General features: G+C 61.7%; 7 protein-coding genes and 3 pseudogenes. 3 read left to right on the top strand and 7 right to left on the bottom strand.

Annotated features, from left to right (window positions below; translation table 11 throughout):
* Nucleotides 1-75: 75 nt before the first annotated feature.
* Nucleotides 76-1,251, top strand: coding sequence for a M20 aminoacylase family protein (locus BSK43_RS08725; protein WP_136686801.1), 1,176 nt, complete (start codon nt 76-78; stop codon nt 1,249-1,251).
* Between the two features lie 257 nt (nt 1,252-1,508).
* On the opposite strand, the gene BSK43_RS08720 is transcribed toward BSK43_RS08725, so the two are convergent.
* From BSK43_RS08720 to BSK43_RS08710, 3 genes are all read right to left on the bottom strand, one after another.
* A complete protein-coding gene (locus BSK43_RS08720) occupies nt 1,509-3,296 on the bottom strand; it encodes an adenine deaminase (protein ID WP_077468322.1) in 1,788 nt (595 codons plus the stop codon).
* On the bottom strand, nt 3,293-4,216 hold the full coding sequence (locus tag BSK43_RS08715; RefSeq protein ID WP_077468323.1) for a nucleoside hydrolase: 924 nt from the start codon (nt 4,214-4,216) through the stop codon (nt 3,293-3,295). Before BSK43_RS08715 ends, BSK43_RS08720 begins: the two co-directional genes overlap by 4 nt.
* A 134-nt stretch (nt 4,217-4,350) precedes the next feature.
* Nucleotides 4,351-5,739 (bottom strand): M20/M25/M40 family metallo-hydrolase, encoded by a 1,389-nt coding sequence (locus tag BSK43_RS08710; protein WP_077468324.1) that lies wholly within the window; start codon nt 5,737-5,739, stop codon nt 4,351-4,353.
* Nucleotides 5,740-5,938: 199 nt separating this feature from the next.
* Here BSK43_RS08710 and BSK43_RS08705 point away from each other — a divergent pair.
* Nucleotides 5,939-8,274: pseudogene (locus BSK43_RS08705) on the top strand (EAL domain-containing protein).
* Between the two features lie 2 nt (nt 8,275-8,276).
* Here the strand turns inward: BSK43_RS08705 and BSK43_RS08700 are convergent.
* On the bottom strand, nt 8,277-8,693 hold the full coding sequence (locus BSK43_RS08700; protein WP_077468325.1) for a MarR family transcriptional regulator: 417 nt from the start codon (nt 8,691-8,693) through the stop codon (nt 8,277-8,279).
* A gap of 434 nt (nt 8,694-9,127) precedes the next feature.
* Between BSK43_RS08700 and polA the strand changes: the two are divergent.
* Nucleotides 9,128-12,129, top strand: a pseudogene (gene polA, locus BSK43_RS08695) (DNA polymerase I).
* 235 nt (nt 12,130-12,364) lie between these two features.
* Here polA and phnN read toward each other — a convergent pair.
* The 3 genes and pseudogenes from phnN to BSK43_RS08680 form a co-directional block, all read right to left on the bottom strand.
* Nucleotides 12,365-12,969 (bottom strand): annotated as a pseudogene (gene phnN / locus BSK43_RS08690) (phosphonate metabolism protein/1,5-bisphosphokinase (PRPP-forming) PhnN).
* On the bottom strand, nt 12,966-14,105 hold the full coding sequence (locus tag BSK43_RS08685; RefSeq protein WP_077468326.1) for an alpha-D-ribose 1-methylphosphonate 5-triphosphate diphosphatase: 1,140 nt from the start codon (nt 14,103-14,105) through the stop codon (nt 12,966-12,968). The pseudogene phnN and the gene BSK43_RS08685 overlap by 4 nt, the downstream one beginning before the upstream one ends.
* Before the next feature lie 16 nt (nt 14,106-14,121).
* Nucleotides 14,122-14,808: a DUF1045 domain-containing protein gene (locus BSK43_RS08680; protein ID WP_077468327.1), complete on the bottom strand. Its 687-nt coding sequence runs from the start codon at nt 14,806-14,808 to the stop codon at nt 14,122-14,124.
* Between the last annotated feature and the right edge of the window lie 73 nt (nt 14,809-14,881).

Here is a 14,881-nt window from a genome sequence, read left to right as displayed (position 1 = left end):
ATTGAAACCGCCGTGCCTTTGCGAAAGAAAGGCGTGATCGCTTTTCGCAATTGCGCCGATGCCGAAGGAACGCCCATGTCTCTCTCCGATGAGATCGCCCAGGATCTCCCTTTCCTGACGTCGCTTCGTCATAATCTTCACGCCCACCCGGAGCTCAGCTTCGAGGAGGAACGCACCAGCGGCATCGTCGCCACTCTGCTGGAGGAGGCAGGTCTGACGGTGCATCGCGGCCTCGGCAAGACCGGTGTCGTCGGTACCTTGCAGATCGGCAACGGCACCCGCCGCATCGGCCTTCGCGCCGACATGGACGCGCTGGCCATGCCGGAAAAGGCCAATCGTCCCTACAAGTCAACCATTCCCGGCAAGATGCACGCCTGCGGCCATGACGGCCACACGACCATGCTTATCGGTGCTGCTCGCCATCTCGCCGCGAAGCGCGGATTTTCCGGCACGGTGCATTTCATCTTCCAACCGGCCGAGGAAGGACGCGGCGGCGCCAAACGCATGGTGGAGGAGGGCCTGTTCGACCTTTTCCCCTGCGACGCCGTCTACGGCCTGCATAATATGCCCGGTCTCGACGTCGACGAGATGGCTGTTGTCGAGGGGCCGCAGCTCGCGTCTTCGGATAGCTGGCGCATCACCTTTCGCGGCACCGGAACGCATGGCGCCAAGCCGCATCTCGGCAAGGATCCGATCACGGCCGCGGCGACCTTCCTGTCTTCGTTGCAGACCATCGTCGGCCGAGTCGTCGATCCGCTGCAGCCGGCTGTCGTCAGCGCCTGTTCGCTGCAGGCGGGCGATCCCAATGCGCTGAACGTTATTCCCGACACTGTCGACATTGGCGGTACGGCGCGCGCCTATACGCCGAAGGTTCGCGATCAGCTCGAACAGGAAATCGGGCGCCTGGCGCAGGGTACAGCCGCCATGTACGGCATTGCGGTCGATTATCAATTCGAGCGACGCATTCCGCCCGTCGTCAACGATGCCGATGCTACTGCGCGGGCGCTAAAAGCCGCCACCACCGTTTTCGGTGAGAAGGTGCTGACCCGCTTTCCACCCTCGACCGCCGGCGACGATTTCGCCTTCTTCGGCCAGAAAGCGCCGGGCTGCTACGTCTGGCTCGGCAATGGCCCCGCCGTCGACGGCGCGCTGCATCACAACACGGCCTATGACTTCAGCGACGATGCGATCGCCTCGGGCGTGGCCTTTTGGGCGACGCTGGTGCGGCAGGAGTTGGGGGAAGGGGAGTAATCCTCACTATGCCGAGGGTCTGATACCCCCCTCTGTCACTATCGTGACATCTCCCCCACAAGGGGGGAGATTGGTAACTCGCAGGCACTCTTTACCTCAATCGAATATCGAATCCGTTGAAAATGCAGCCTATTGCCTAACGGGTAACGAGCCGCAAACTCCCAACGATCTCCCCCCTTGTGGGGGAGATGTCACGACAGTGACAGAGGGGGGTGACGCACCCTCCACGAACACACAGCCAATATCAGGCCAAAAGCCTAAACCACCCCAAGCACCGGCGTCTCCAACACCCGCCCCGTCGCGACATCAGCGATCCCGCGATCCGTCTGGTGCGGTCCGGCATTGCAGGCAAGCGTGGCGCCGAAGCAGGCCTTGAACACGAGGTAGGGCGGGCTCCAGTCGACGATACCGTCGATTGCGCCACGGATAGCACGGAAGGCATTGGCGATTTCGTCAAGCGGGTCATCGCTCACCAGCCCGGAGAGCGGCAGCGGCAACAACGCCTCGACCTTCCCATCGCGCGCAACCGCCATGCCGCCGCCGGCCGCGATAACAGCGTTGGCGGCGAGCGTCATGTCACTGATATTGCCACCGAAGACTGCAAGGTTATGGCTGTCGTGCGACACCGTCGTGCAGAAGGCACCGCGCCATTCGCCCCAACCGGTGAGAAAGCCGATCCGTGGCCGGCTATCGGCTTTGCCATGGCGGTGGGCGACGGCCAGCATCATGGTTCCGGCCGGCGGTACGACGAAGCCGCCTTCCACATCAGCCTCGACCTCACCCCATTGGGTGAAGCGGGGCCGGTCGATGGTCGCGAGCCGCACGCGACCGTCTGTCGCCGGCACGCGGAAATCGTTCTCGCCAAGCGCTGCGAGCTTGATCGAATCGCGCAGTGGCTGCGGATCGATCCCGGCAATGGCGCCGACGATCCGGCCGTCTTCGGCCGCCAGCACGCCGTTGGTGATTACATGCCGGGCTTTGAAGGCCTCAAGATCTTCGAAGAGCACGATATCGGCACGGCGCCCGGCGGCAATCAGGCCAAGGTCGTTTCGGCCAAGCCGCATTGCGCCATTCAGCGTCGCTGCCCTCAATGCCCATTCGGGCTTCAGCCCATAGCGCACGAGGCGGCGCACCACGTCATCGAGGCCGCCGCCGTCCTGGAGTTCGTCGGGAAACACGTCGTCGGTGCAGAGCGTCACGGTCTGCGGCAGAAAGCCGAGTTCGTTGATGGTCTCGACGAATTGCGGCATGAGATGATCATGCGAACCGCGCATCTCGATCGTCAATCCTGCCGATAGCTTGGCAAGCAGATCGGCTCCCGACGTCAGTTCATGGTCCGAGGTGACGCCGGCCGCCATGAAGGCGTTGAGATCGCTGCCCTCTAGGCTGCGGGCATGGCCGCAGATCATCTTGCCCGAATGCAGCCCGGCATTGACGATGCCGATGGCGCGCGGATCGCCATTGATCACCTCGCGCATAGTCATGACTTCCGCGATACCGCTGATCTCGGGCCACGAGAGCATCTCGGTCATCGCCGTCGCGTCGAAATCGGCGCCGGCAAGCTCAAGCCCCGGTGCCGAGGGCACGCAGGATGGCGCCAGCGGTATCACGCGGATCGGCAATTGCCGGCTTGCGTCGATTGCCCAGCGCACGCCGTCGAGCCCATGGACATTGCCGAGTTCGTGCGGATCCCAGACGATGGTCGTCACACCGCGCGGCAGCACGGCCTTGGCGTAAACAGCCGGCGTCACCATCGAGCTTTCGATGTGCATATGCGTGTCGATCAGGCCGGGCGAAAGAAAGCATCCGGCTGCGTCGATCGTCCGCGCCGCATCCGCGCGGCTGTCCGACGCATGCACGCTGGCGATCAGCGGACCGACAATGCCGATATCGGCGGCGCGGATCCGGCCGGTCGCCATATCGACAATGAGGCCGCCTGCGATCAGCAAGTCAAAGGGCGCATCGCCTCGGGCGGCGGCGACTGCGCGTGCCCGCAGGTCGGGCGCGTTGAGATCGGCAGGCTCGCCGGAAAAATCTCTGGTCATCGGCCGGCCTCTCGCTGCAGGGCATCGAATATGATGGAGCGCGCCTTTTCGGCATCGATTTCGGCCACGAAATGGGCATTGAAGGCACCATGCGAGGCGCGCGTCTCGACGACGGTGCGCCCGCGCGTGTGCTGCCCGTGCAATTCGGCTTCGATCCGTGCGTGGCGAAGCGTTGCTATATCGTGCGCAACGAAAATGGCCGCCGCCGTCGGGTCGTACACGGCCATGGCCGGCCGGCCGCGGCTGATGGCGATGTTGACGTAACCTTCGAGAAGATCGGCGAGCAGCTGCGCCTTTTCGCCTGATGTCTTGCGCAGGCGGGCTACATCCTCGGGCCAGGCCAGCACCTTCCGGCAGATGTCGAGATCGATCATCCTGAGCGGCAGGCCATGTGCCAGCACGATTGCCAGCGCCTCTGGGTCGGCGAAGGCGTTGAACTCAGCAGAGGCGGTATGATTGCCTGAGGTGACGCCGCCGCCCATCCAGGTCAGCTCGTCGATCTGGGCGGCCAATTCCGGGCGGGCGAGCGCGAGGGCGGCGATATTTGTCAGCGGACCAAGCGCGAGGATGCGTTTCGGTCTCGCGCCATCGGCAAGCCAATCGCAGAGTGCGGTAAAAGCATTGCTCAACGGCAGCGGATTGGCGGGCGGCAGGCTCCGGCCCGTTGTCGGAATGCCGGTCTGGCCGAGAATGCTTTGCGCCGTCTCCAGCTTGCAGAGCGCCGGCAATTCGCGGCCGGTGTGAATGGGAAATCTCCAGCTGAAGACGGCGGCGGCACTCGCCGCATTGGCCTGGACATGCGATAGCGGAGCGTTGCCGCTTACCAGCGAAACACCGTCGATAGTAAGCTTCGAATGCACGACAACCAGGATGGCGGCGATGTCATCGAACCCCATGTCGGTATCGATCCAGATTCCCATGTTCTATCTCATCGATCGTGGCCAAAATACGCGAGAGCAGACCTGCCGTCGCTCGGTCCGGATGACAGCTTAAACGTCATCGAGGCGGGAGTGAGGACGGGACGCGCAAAGAGGCGCGCGTCCCGGCAGATCGTTTAGACTGCGAGCGCGTCGAGGATGCGGATCCAGGAGCGAATGCCCTTGTGGTAGGAGCGCAGCTCGTACTTTTCGTTCGGCGAATGGATGCGGTCGTCGGAGAGGCCGAAGCCGACGAGCAGCGATTCCATGCCCAGCATCTTCTGGAAGTCGCCGACGATCGGGATCGAGCCGCCCATGCCGATGATGAGGGCAGGCTGCGGCCACTCGCTGGAAAGCGCCGTCTTCGCTTTGGTCAGCACAGGCGAATCATAGGAGAGTTGGATTGCCGGCGAACCGCCATGCTCATGGAATTCCACCGAGCAATCCGCCGGTATCTTGGAACGCACATAGGCGCGGAAGCTTTCGCGGATGGCTGGCGGGTTCTGCTGGCCGACGAGCCGGAAGGAAACCTTCGCCGATGCCTTGGCCGCAATCACGGTCTTGAAGCCGGCGCCGGTATAGCCGCCCCAGATGCCGTTCACTTCCGCCGTCGGTCGCGCCCAGGTGAGTTCCATCACCGAGCGGCCCTTCTCGCCCGAGGGGATCGACAGGCCGACTTCGCCGAGGAATTTCTCGGCCGTCATGCCGAGCTTCTCCCACGAGGCCTTGATATTGGCGGGTGTTTCCTCGACGCCTTCATAGAAGCCGGGAAGCGTGATGCGCCCCGTCTCGTCATGCAGGCCGGCGAGAATATCGGTGAGGATATGGATCGGATTGGCGGCAGCGCCGCCGAAGAGGCCCGAATGCAGGTCGCGGTCGGCAGCCGTGACGACGATTTCCTCGCCCACAAGGCCGCGCAGGCCGGCCGAAATCGCCGGCGTATCGCCGTCCCACATGCCGGTATCGCAAACCAGGGCAAAATCCGCCTTCAGCTCCGCCGCATTGGCTTCGAGGAAGGGCTTCAGCGAAGGCGAGCCGGATTCTTCCTCACCTTCGAACAGGATGGTGATGCTCACGGGCAGCGCGCCCCTGGTTTCCTTATAGGCGCGCACCGCTTCGACGAAGGTCATCAGCTGACCCTTGTCGTCGGAGGTACCGCGACCGGTCAGGATCTTGCGGCCATTGCCCATGTCCTTGATCTCGGGCGCGAAGGGATCGCTTTCCCACAATTCGATCGGGTCGACCGGCTGCACGTCGTAGTGACCATAGAAAAGTACATGCGGAGCGTTGGCGCTGCCGGCATCGTGGTGAGCCACCACCATCGGATGGCCGGGCGTGTCGCGCACCGAAGCGGTGAAGCCCAGCGAATTCAGGTAGCCGACCAGCCATTCCGCCGCCTTGCGGCATTCCGCCTTGAAATCCGGATCCGTGGAAATGGACTTGATGCGCAGCAATTCGAACAGATTATCGAGGCTGGAGGGAAGGTTCTGATCGGCGCGATCGAGAACGGGCGATAGATCGGTCATGTCCGACTCCTTACATGAGATTTGGAGGGACGATAGACCAAAGCCCAGTCGGTTTCGAGGCGTTAAAACCGAAAATTTACCGTAGCTTGCGTCTTCGGATCGGGGGGAATGTTTATGTGATTAGTTGCGTATGTAGTTTACAAGTTTTTTAGAGTATTAGAAATAACCTCAATCCAGAAGAGTATTCTGGAGACTAAAAATGTTTTCAGTGATTGCATGTATTCGCGACGAACACGACATCTGGTTGATTCTTGTCGCGGCGATTATTTGCCTGATCGGCAGCCTTGCCACCATGCTTCTCTTTGCACGCGCGCAGGAGTGCCGGTCGCACCAGCGTCGATATTGGATCACCGCCGCAGCTTTTGCCAGCGGCGTCGGCATATGGGCGACGCATTTTATCGCGATGCTGGCATATGAGGGCAGCCTGCCCATCACCTATGGTCTTTCGCTGACCGTGCTGTCTGTCGTTTTCGCGATCGCCGGTTCGTGGCTTGCCATTGCCGTTGCGTTCGAGTGGGATAACGCGGCCTCGTTCACCGTTGGCGGTGTGCTGATGGCGCTGGGCATAGCCGCCATGCATTTCACCGGCATGCAGGCCATCGAAGCGTCCGCAGAACTCTCCTACAGCATGCCGCGCGTCGTTGCTGCCGTTGCCGTCGGCGTCGGCTTTGCCTCATTTTCCTTCCTGGCCTTTCGCGGCCTTCAGGGCGTCAAGCGCATCCTTGCCGGCACTCTTCTCCTGGTCTTGGCGATCTGCGCGCTGCACTTCACGGCGATGAGCGGTGTCACGTTGACGCCCGAGGCGGGCACGGAAGTGATGCCTCTTTCCATCGACCGAAGCGTCCTTGCCGGCATCGTCATGGCGGCGGCGACCGGGCTGATCCTCATCGCGCTCGGCGCTATCTTCGTCGACCGTCACCTCACTGACCTTCGCGGTTTTGCCAATGCCTCGCTGGAGGGACTGCTCGTTCTTCGCGATGGCCGGGTGATTGATGCGAACGAGCGGTTCTTCGCCATTTCCGGATGGTCCGCCCAGCAGGTCATCGGCGCACCGGCCGAGGCCTTTCTGATGATCGATATGGACACCTATGCGGAGACCGCGATCCCGCTCGAGACCACGCTGTCAGGGCGGGACGGCAAGGCCATCCCTGTGGAAACCGTGATCCGCTCCATCACCTATCGCGGCCATGATTGCAGCGTGCTTGTGGTGCGCGACCTGACGGAGCGCCGGCAGGCGCAGCAGATGATCGAGCATCTGGCGCATCACGATATACTGACGGATCTTCCCAATCGCTCGCTCTTCGATCAGCGCATGCGCCAGGCGTTGCAAATGGCAAGCCGCAAGGGCGGCGAAGTCGCGATCTTCTGCCTGGACCTCGATCGCTTCAAGGCGATCAACGATGTCTTCGGTCACGCCGAGGGCGATCGGATCCTCTGCAAGGTCGCCGGCATCCTGCAGCGCGCCGCCGAGGAGGGGGACACGGTGGCAAGGCTGGGCGGCGACGAATTCGCCATCATCCAGCCGTTGCGTCAGCGATCTGACGGCGCCACGCGCCTTGCCGAGCGCATTCTTGCGGAATTTGCAGTGGAGATGGATACTGCACGCGATCCGACTGCGGTCGGCGTCAGCCTCGGCATAGCCATCTACCCGCGCGACGGCGCCAGTGCCGAGCAGCTTTATGCGAATGCGGATACGGCGCTTTATCGCGCCAAGCGTGGCGGCCGTGGGCATGCCTGCTTCTTCGACGCTGAAATGGACAAGGCCGTGCGCACCCGCCGCCAGCTCGAAAACGACCTGCGGCAGGCCATCCTGCGCAAGCAGCTCTATCTTGAATACCAGCCGATCTACGATGTCGGCAGCGACGGCGTCACGGCTACGAAGCCCTGCTGCGCTGGAAACATCCCGACCGGGGGATCATCGAGCCGGAGACCTTCATTCCGATCGCCGAGGAGAGCGGCTCGATTGCGGCAATCGGTGAATGGGTGCTGGAGCAGGCATGCCAGGAAGCCGCCCTCTGGAGTGAGCCGGCAAGCGTCGCCGTCAATCTGTCGCCGCTGCAATTTATGATCCCAACGCTTTACGACCAGATCGAGCGCATCCTTCGGAAAGCCGGCCTCGATCCGAAACGGCTGGAGCTGGAGATCACCGAGGCGGCCCTGATGCGTGAACGCACGGCTGTCATCGCGACGCTGCAGCGGCTGCACCGCCTTGGCGTCCGGGTCGTCATGGACGATTTCGGTACCGGTTTTTCCTCGCTCAGCAATCTGCGTTCCTTCCCCTTCGACAAGATCAAGGTCGATCGCAGCTTCACCGGCGCTCTGGAACATGATCCCGCGGCACGCTCGATCGTGCGCGCGATCATCGGTCTCGGCCACAGCCTGAACATGCCTGTTGTGACGGAGGGTGTGGAAACCGAAACCCAGCGCCGCATCGTCATCGAAGAGGGCTGCGCCCAGCTGCAGGGGATATTCTTCGGCAAGCCGGATGTTGGTCCGAGCGCACAGTTCCCCATGCCGGAGAAGGCCGTGGGTTAAGCCTAGAGATGCTTGGCGTTCTCCAGGATACGCCTGACATATTCGAGCAACAGCTCGCGCTCGAAACTGCGGAAGCCTTTTAGAAGGTTCGTGTCGGCAGCCGTTGCAGCCTCGATGGCCTCGGCCTCGATGGCAGCGGCTTTCTCCGTCAGGAAGATCAGTTGCGCCCGCTTGTCCGACGGGTGCGGGCGTCGCTCGACCAGCCCGTCACGTTCCATGCGCGACAGCGTGTTGGCCATCGTCGCCTGTTCGATATCGACACGCTCAAGCAGTTGTTTTTGCGTCAACCCGTTCTCGGACCACAATTCCAGAAGGATCGGAAACTGGCCGGGTGAGAAGCCGAGTTTGGCTGCGCGTTGCTGTAATGCGCGAGCAAATGCCTTCGCCATTTGACCGGCAAGATAAGCCGCGGAGTCCATCCGATTAAATCCCATGATTGCAAGTATGCCGATAATTCATAACCAAGACAATCAGCAAATCTTGGGTACGGATAGGCCTGAAATCAGCAACTTTGTCGAATTTTTTTACAAGCAATAGGTGTATTTTTCTCATGAAAAAGCCGCCATGGCCTGGAGGGCGCCATGGCGGCTCAGAAAGGGGGACAAAGGCCCGGAGAGGGGATAGGCCTTTGTCCAAGTCTGACATGGCGGGGGACAGGCCGGTTGTCAGACCCGCGGCGTATCAATCGCCGGTGAGTATGATTTGAGGTTTCGAATGTGGTTTTTCAAGGGAATGCGCAGATTAGATCAATTAAAACTTAGTAACGTTTCGGTGAGAGATTTGGCTCTCCCGCAAGGGTGCAAAACACAAGTTTATATGGACGTTGGAGGTGCGCCACGCTATCCATGCTTCCATGAAAAAAGGTGATCATCTCTTCCTCGTCGACGGCTCCGGTTTCATTTTCCGGGCCTTTCACGCACTGCCGCCGCTGACGCGCAAGTCCGATGGATTGCCTGTCGGTGCCGTCTCCGGTTTCTGCAACATGCTGTGGAAGCTGCTGACCTCGGCGCGTGATACATCCGTCGGGGTGACGCCGACCCATTTTGCGGTCATTTTCGACTATTCCTCGAAGACCTTCCGCAAGGAAATTTTCCCCGATTACAAGGCAAACCGCTCGGCCCCGCCGGAAGAGCTGATCCCGCAATTCGGGCTCATCCGCCAGGCGACGCGCGCCTTCAACCTGCCATGCATCGAGACCGATGGTTTCGAGGCCGACGACATCATCGCCACCTATGCCCGCCAGGCTGAAGCCACAGGTGCCGATGTCACAATCATCTCGTCCGACAAGGACCTGATGCAGCTCGTCACCCCGACGGTCCACATGTATGACAGCATGAAGGACAAGCAGATCGGCATTCCCGACGTCATCGAGAAATGGGGTGTGACGCCGGACAAGATGATCGACCTGCAGGCCATGACCGGCGATTCGGTCGACAACGTGCCCGGCATCCCCGGCATCGGCCCGAAGACGGCGGCGCAGCTTCTGGAAGAATTCGGCGATCTCGACACGCTGCTTGCCCGCGCCGAGGAAATCAAGCAGCAGAAGCGCCGCGAGAACATCATCGCCAACGCCGAGCTTGCGCGGATCTCCCGGCAGCTGGTGACGCTGAGAACCGACGTGCCGCTGGAGCTCGAACTCGACGCATTGGTGCTCGAGCCGCAGAACGGTCCGAAGCTGGTCGGCTTCCTGAAGGCAATGGAATTCACCTCGCTGACGCGCCGCGTCGCCGATGCCTGCGATTGCGACCCGGCTACGATCGAACCGTCCGAAGTCAAGGTCGAGCTTGCTGACGCCGCGCATGGCCCTGATCTCGATGTCGCAGACAATGCCGAACCTGTTGCCGGCAGCGCAGTTGCTGCCGAAGGCGCTTCCGCTCCGGCGCCGGCGGTAAAGCCGCGGCTGGCTGTCGAGGGACAGACCGAGCCGACCGACCTTGCCACTGCGCGCGCCTCAAGCTTCGCCACCGCACCGATCGATCATTCGAAATACGTGACCATCCGCGACATCGCCACTCTCGATCGTTGGATCGCTGATGCCCGCGAGACCGGCATCGTTGCCTTCGATACGGAAACGACATCGCTCGATGTCATGCAGGCTGAGATCGTCGGCTTTTCGCTGGCGATCGCGGATAACAAGAACGATCCCACGGGTGCCTCCATTCGCGCGGCTTACGTGCCCCTCAGCCACAAGACCGGCGTCGGCGATCTGCTCGGTGGCGGGCTCGCCGACAATCAGATTCCGCTGCGCGATGCGCTGGCGCGATTGAAGGATCTGCTTGAGGATAGCTCCATCCTCAAGATCGCGCAGAACCTCAAATACGATTACCTGCTGATGAAGCGCTACGGCATCGAGACCAAGGCCTTCGACGATACGATGTTGTTGTCCTATGTGCTCGACGGCGGCTCCAATGCCCTTCACGGCATGGACAGCCTGTCCGAACGCTGGCTCGGCCACAAGCCGATCGCCTACAAGGACGTGGCCGGCAGCGGTAAATCCAACGTCACTTTCGATCTCGTCGATATCGACCGCGCCACGGCCTATGCCGCCGAGGATGCGGACGTGACCCTGCGTCTATGGCTGGTGCTGAAGCCGCGGCTTGCGGCGGAAAAACTCTCCGCCGTCTACGAGCGGCTGGAGCGGCCTCTGGTGCCCGTACTTGCCCATATGGAAGAGCGCGGCATCACCATCGACCGGCAAATCCTGTCACGCCTCTCCGGCGAACTGGCGCAGGGGGCTGCGCGGCTGGAGGATGAAGTCTACACGCTGGCGGGCGAACGCTTCAATATCGGCTCGCCGAAGCAGTTGGGCGATATCCTCTTCGGCAAGATGGGACTGGCTGGCGGCAGCAAGACCAAGACAGGCCAATGGTCGACCTCGGCGCAGGTGCTGGAGGATCTGGCTGCCGCCGGCTTCGAGCTGCCGCGCAAGATCGTCGACTGGCGTCAGCTCACCAAGCTGAAATCGACCTATACCGATGCACTGCCGACCTATGTGCATCCGCAGACGAAGCGCGTGCATACGTCCTATTCGCTGGCCTCGACCACGACCGGGCGTCTGTCGTCCTCCGAGCCGAACCTGCAGAATATTCCGGTGCGCACGCGGAAGGCCGCAAGATCCGCACGGCCTTCATCTCGACCCCAGGCCACAAGCTGGTTTCGGCAGATTACAGCCAGATCGAACTGCGCGTGCTGGCGCATGTCGCCAATATTCCGCAGCTCAAGCAGGCGTTCGAAGACGGCATCGACATTCACGCGATGACGGCGTCCGAAATGTTCGGCGCGCCGGTCGAGGGCATGCCGAGCGAGGTTCGCCGCCGTGCCAAGGCGATCAACTTCGGCATCATCTACGGTATTTCCGCCTTCGGTCTTGCCAACCAGCTCTCCATCGAACGCTCGGAAGCGGGCGATTACATCAAGAAGTATTTCGAGCGCTTCCCCGGCATCCGCGATTACATGGACGGCACCAAGCAGACGGCGCGCGACAAGGGCTATGTCGAGACCATCTTCGGCCGCCGCATCCATTTCCCGGAAATCCGTTCCTCCAATCCGTCTGTGCGTGCCTTCAACGAGCGCGCCTCGATCAACGCGCCGATCCAGGGATCTGCCGCCGATGTCATCCGTCGCGCCATGATCAAGATGGAGCCGGCACTGGCTTCGGCCGGGCTTGGCGATCGCGTTCGCATGCTGCTGCAGGTGCATGACGAACTGATCTTCGAAGTGGAGGATGCCGATGTCGAGCGCACGACGCCGATCATCGTCTCGGTCATGGAAAATGCCGCCATGCCGGCGGTCGATATGGCCGTGCCGCTGAAGGTCGATGCCCGCGCTGCCAATAATTGGGACGAGGCACACTGAGGCCATATCGGGCATAGCGAGGAGATCAGTCCTCATGGTGAGGTGCGCAGGCTCTGAGCTTGTCGAAGGGCCGAAGCCTCGAACCACGAGGGCGGGTGGAGATATTCTACCGGGCCACCTCGTACTTCCAGGCCTTGACGCTTGCGCGCCAAGGCACCTCAGCATGAGGTAGGGGAGGCTCGCGACCCGACATAGCTACGAATTCACTGCTATGATCCGGGCCTGACACAAACGCCTATTTCCGGATCAGCGTTTCCAGCGCCGAGATGATTGCCTGTTCAGCCTCTTCGAGCGTGCCGCTATTGTCGATATCGGTCACGTCGTAGCTGCCTTGAACGGTCAGCGCACTCCGTTCCAGGCGCTTGAGCACATCTTCACGGTTCTCGCGCCCGCGTGCGATCAGCCGTTCCGCAAGCACTTCGCGCGTAGCCGTGATGTTGATGATCTTCAGGCGCGGGAATGCGGCCTGGAAATGATGTAACGCCGAGCGCGAGCCGTTGGCGATGACCAGATTGCCGCGCGCAAGCTCATCGAAGACATCGGCGGGAATGCCGTATTTCAGCCCATGTGCCTCCCAGGAAACGGCAAAGGCGCCGGCCTTTTCCATGGCATCGAAATCCGCGTCGGAAACGCTTCTGTGGTCCTCGTTGCCGGCATCGCCATCGCGGGTGATGACGCGGCGGACGAAATGGATATCCGCCGGCCGGCGAAATGCCGGGCGGCGAGGTTCATCAGCGTATCCTTGCCGGCGCCGCTCGGGCCAACGACAACGGCCATGACGCCTGTGGCTGCATCCGGCAGGCCGTCATTAGTCGGCTTGATGTTGGCGTCCGCGTTCATGCGACCCGACGTCCTTCTCGCCATACTGCGCGGGTAACCGGCACACCATGATCGCGGCGAACGCGAACCAGATCGGCGCGCAGGCCCTCGGCGATGCGGCCGCGATCGTTCAGGCTGACCGTCCTTGCCGGCGTAGCAGTGACCATGGCGATGGCCCGCGGCAGCGAGATTCCCTCGACTTCGTCGGCGAGGATGAATGGGGCATGCAGCAGGCTGAGCGGTACGTAATCGGAGGAGAGCACATCAAGCACGCCGAGTTCGGCCAGATCGCGAGCGGCGATATTGCCGGAGTGCGACATGCCGCGCACGATGTTCGGGGCGCCCATCAGCACGCTCATACCGGCGCCATGCGATGCCTTGGCGGCGTCGATGCTGGTCGGGAATTCTGCCAGGCGGACGCCATAGGCAACGGCTTCGTCGACATGGGCAAGCGTCGCGTCGTCATGGCTGGCAATCGTGATGCCGCGCTCGGAGCAGACCTTGGAGATCGCATCGCGGTGCGGCTTGGCATATTTGGCCGATTCTTCCTGGCGCTTGGCGACGAAACGGGCAAAGACCTCGTCGCTGAGGCCGCGCTTCTTCTGGTAGTAGAAAATGTATTGATCCATGGTCTGGAACTGACGCTGGCCGGGCGCATGGTCCATCAGCGAGACGAGCCGGACATAGGCGTCTTTCTCGAAGTCGTGGAAGTGATCGAGGACGTTGTCGGAAGAGACCTCACAGCGCAGGTGGATGAGGTGATCGGCGCGCAGCCGGTCTTCGCGCTGGGCCGCCTGAATGGCGTCGGCCATATCGCGCATCTCGCCCTTTTCGAAACCGCCGTCTTCGTCGGAGCCCATGCGGAGGCAATCGAATACTGTCGTGATGCCTGAGGTGACGATCTGGGCGTCATGCGCCTGAATGGCTGCCGTCTTGTTCCAGCGCACGCCCGGACGCGGCGAATAGTGGGATTCCAGATGGTCCGTATGCAGCTCGACCAGACCGGGGATCAGAAAATCGCCCTCGAAATCCTCGCCGATGTCGGACTTGCCTTCGGAGATGCTGGCAATGCGTCCGTCGCGGATCAGCACCGAGCCTTCGACGATCTTGTCTTCGAGGACGATGCGGGCATTGGAGAGGACGGTTTCTTTGGTCATGTCTGGTCTTTCAGGTTTAGGCGTCGGCAAGCGGCAGCCAGGAACGGACGGTAAAGGGTGCCCCACGCTCTTCTTCGACGAAGATGGCGAGGCCGGAAATGTCGAGCGATTTGCCGGTATGGTCGGCGAAACGCTCACGCAGCACCTCGTGCATTTCAGCCTGACGCTCGGCGGGGACACGCCCTGTCAAAGTCATATGGAAGCGAAACTCGTCGTTGACGTAGGGATAGCCCCAGCGCAGCAGATTGGCACGGTGCGGTTCGGTCATCTCTTCGGGGTTGCGGCGGGCGATGTCATATTGCGAAAGCGGCGCGCGGAACGGCTCGAAGCTCTTCACGACGCTCGAGGCGAAATCCTGCAAGGGCTGGTAGAGCGAGCCCGGCACGAGAGCGAAGAAGTGGCCGAGCTGGCCAAGCACCAGCTCCGGAATGACGAATGCCTTTGTCCGCGAGGCAAAATCGGCGGCAACTTCGAGCAGGTCGCGCTCGTTCACCGATGTCGCAAGCTCGAAAGGCGCCTTCAGCGTAGCGTGGAAGCCATAGCGGCGTGGATCGGCGGTGAGTTCGGCATGGCCTGCCGGCACCGGGCCGATCGCCTTGTCGGAAAAAATCTCATTGGAAAATGCATCGCGACCCAGCCAGCGAGAGGCAAGCGACGTCAACGGATCGTCTTTGGGCGGCGTGAAATAAAGAGCATAGCGCAATGCTGTATTCCCTGGAAAAATCGGCAGCGCGGGACACTGTTGGGTGATTTGCGACAAACCGCAAGAGCAGCAA

The sequence above is a fragment of the Rhizobium sp. P44RR-XXIV genome (assembly GCF_001999485.2).
Taxonomy (GTDB): Bacteria; Pseudomonadota; Alphaproteobacteria; order Rhizobiales; family Rhizobiaceae; genus Rhizobium.
This window is presented reverse-complemented; position numbering and strand designations above follow the sequence as displayed.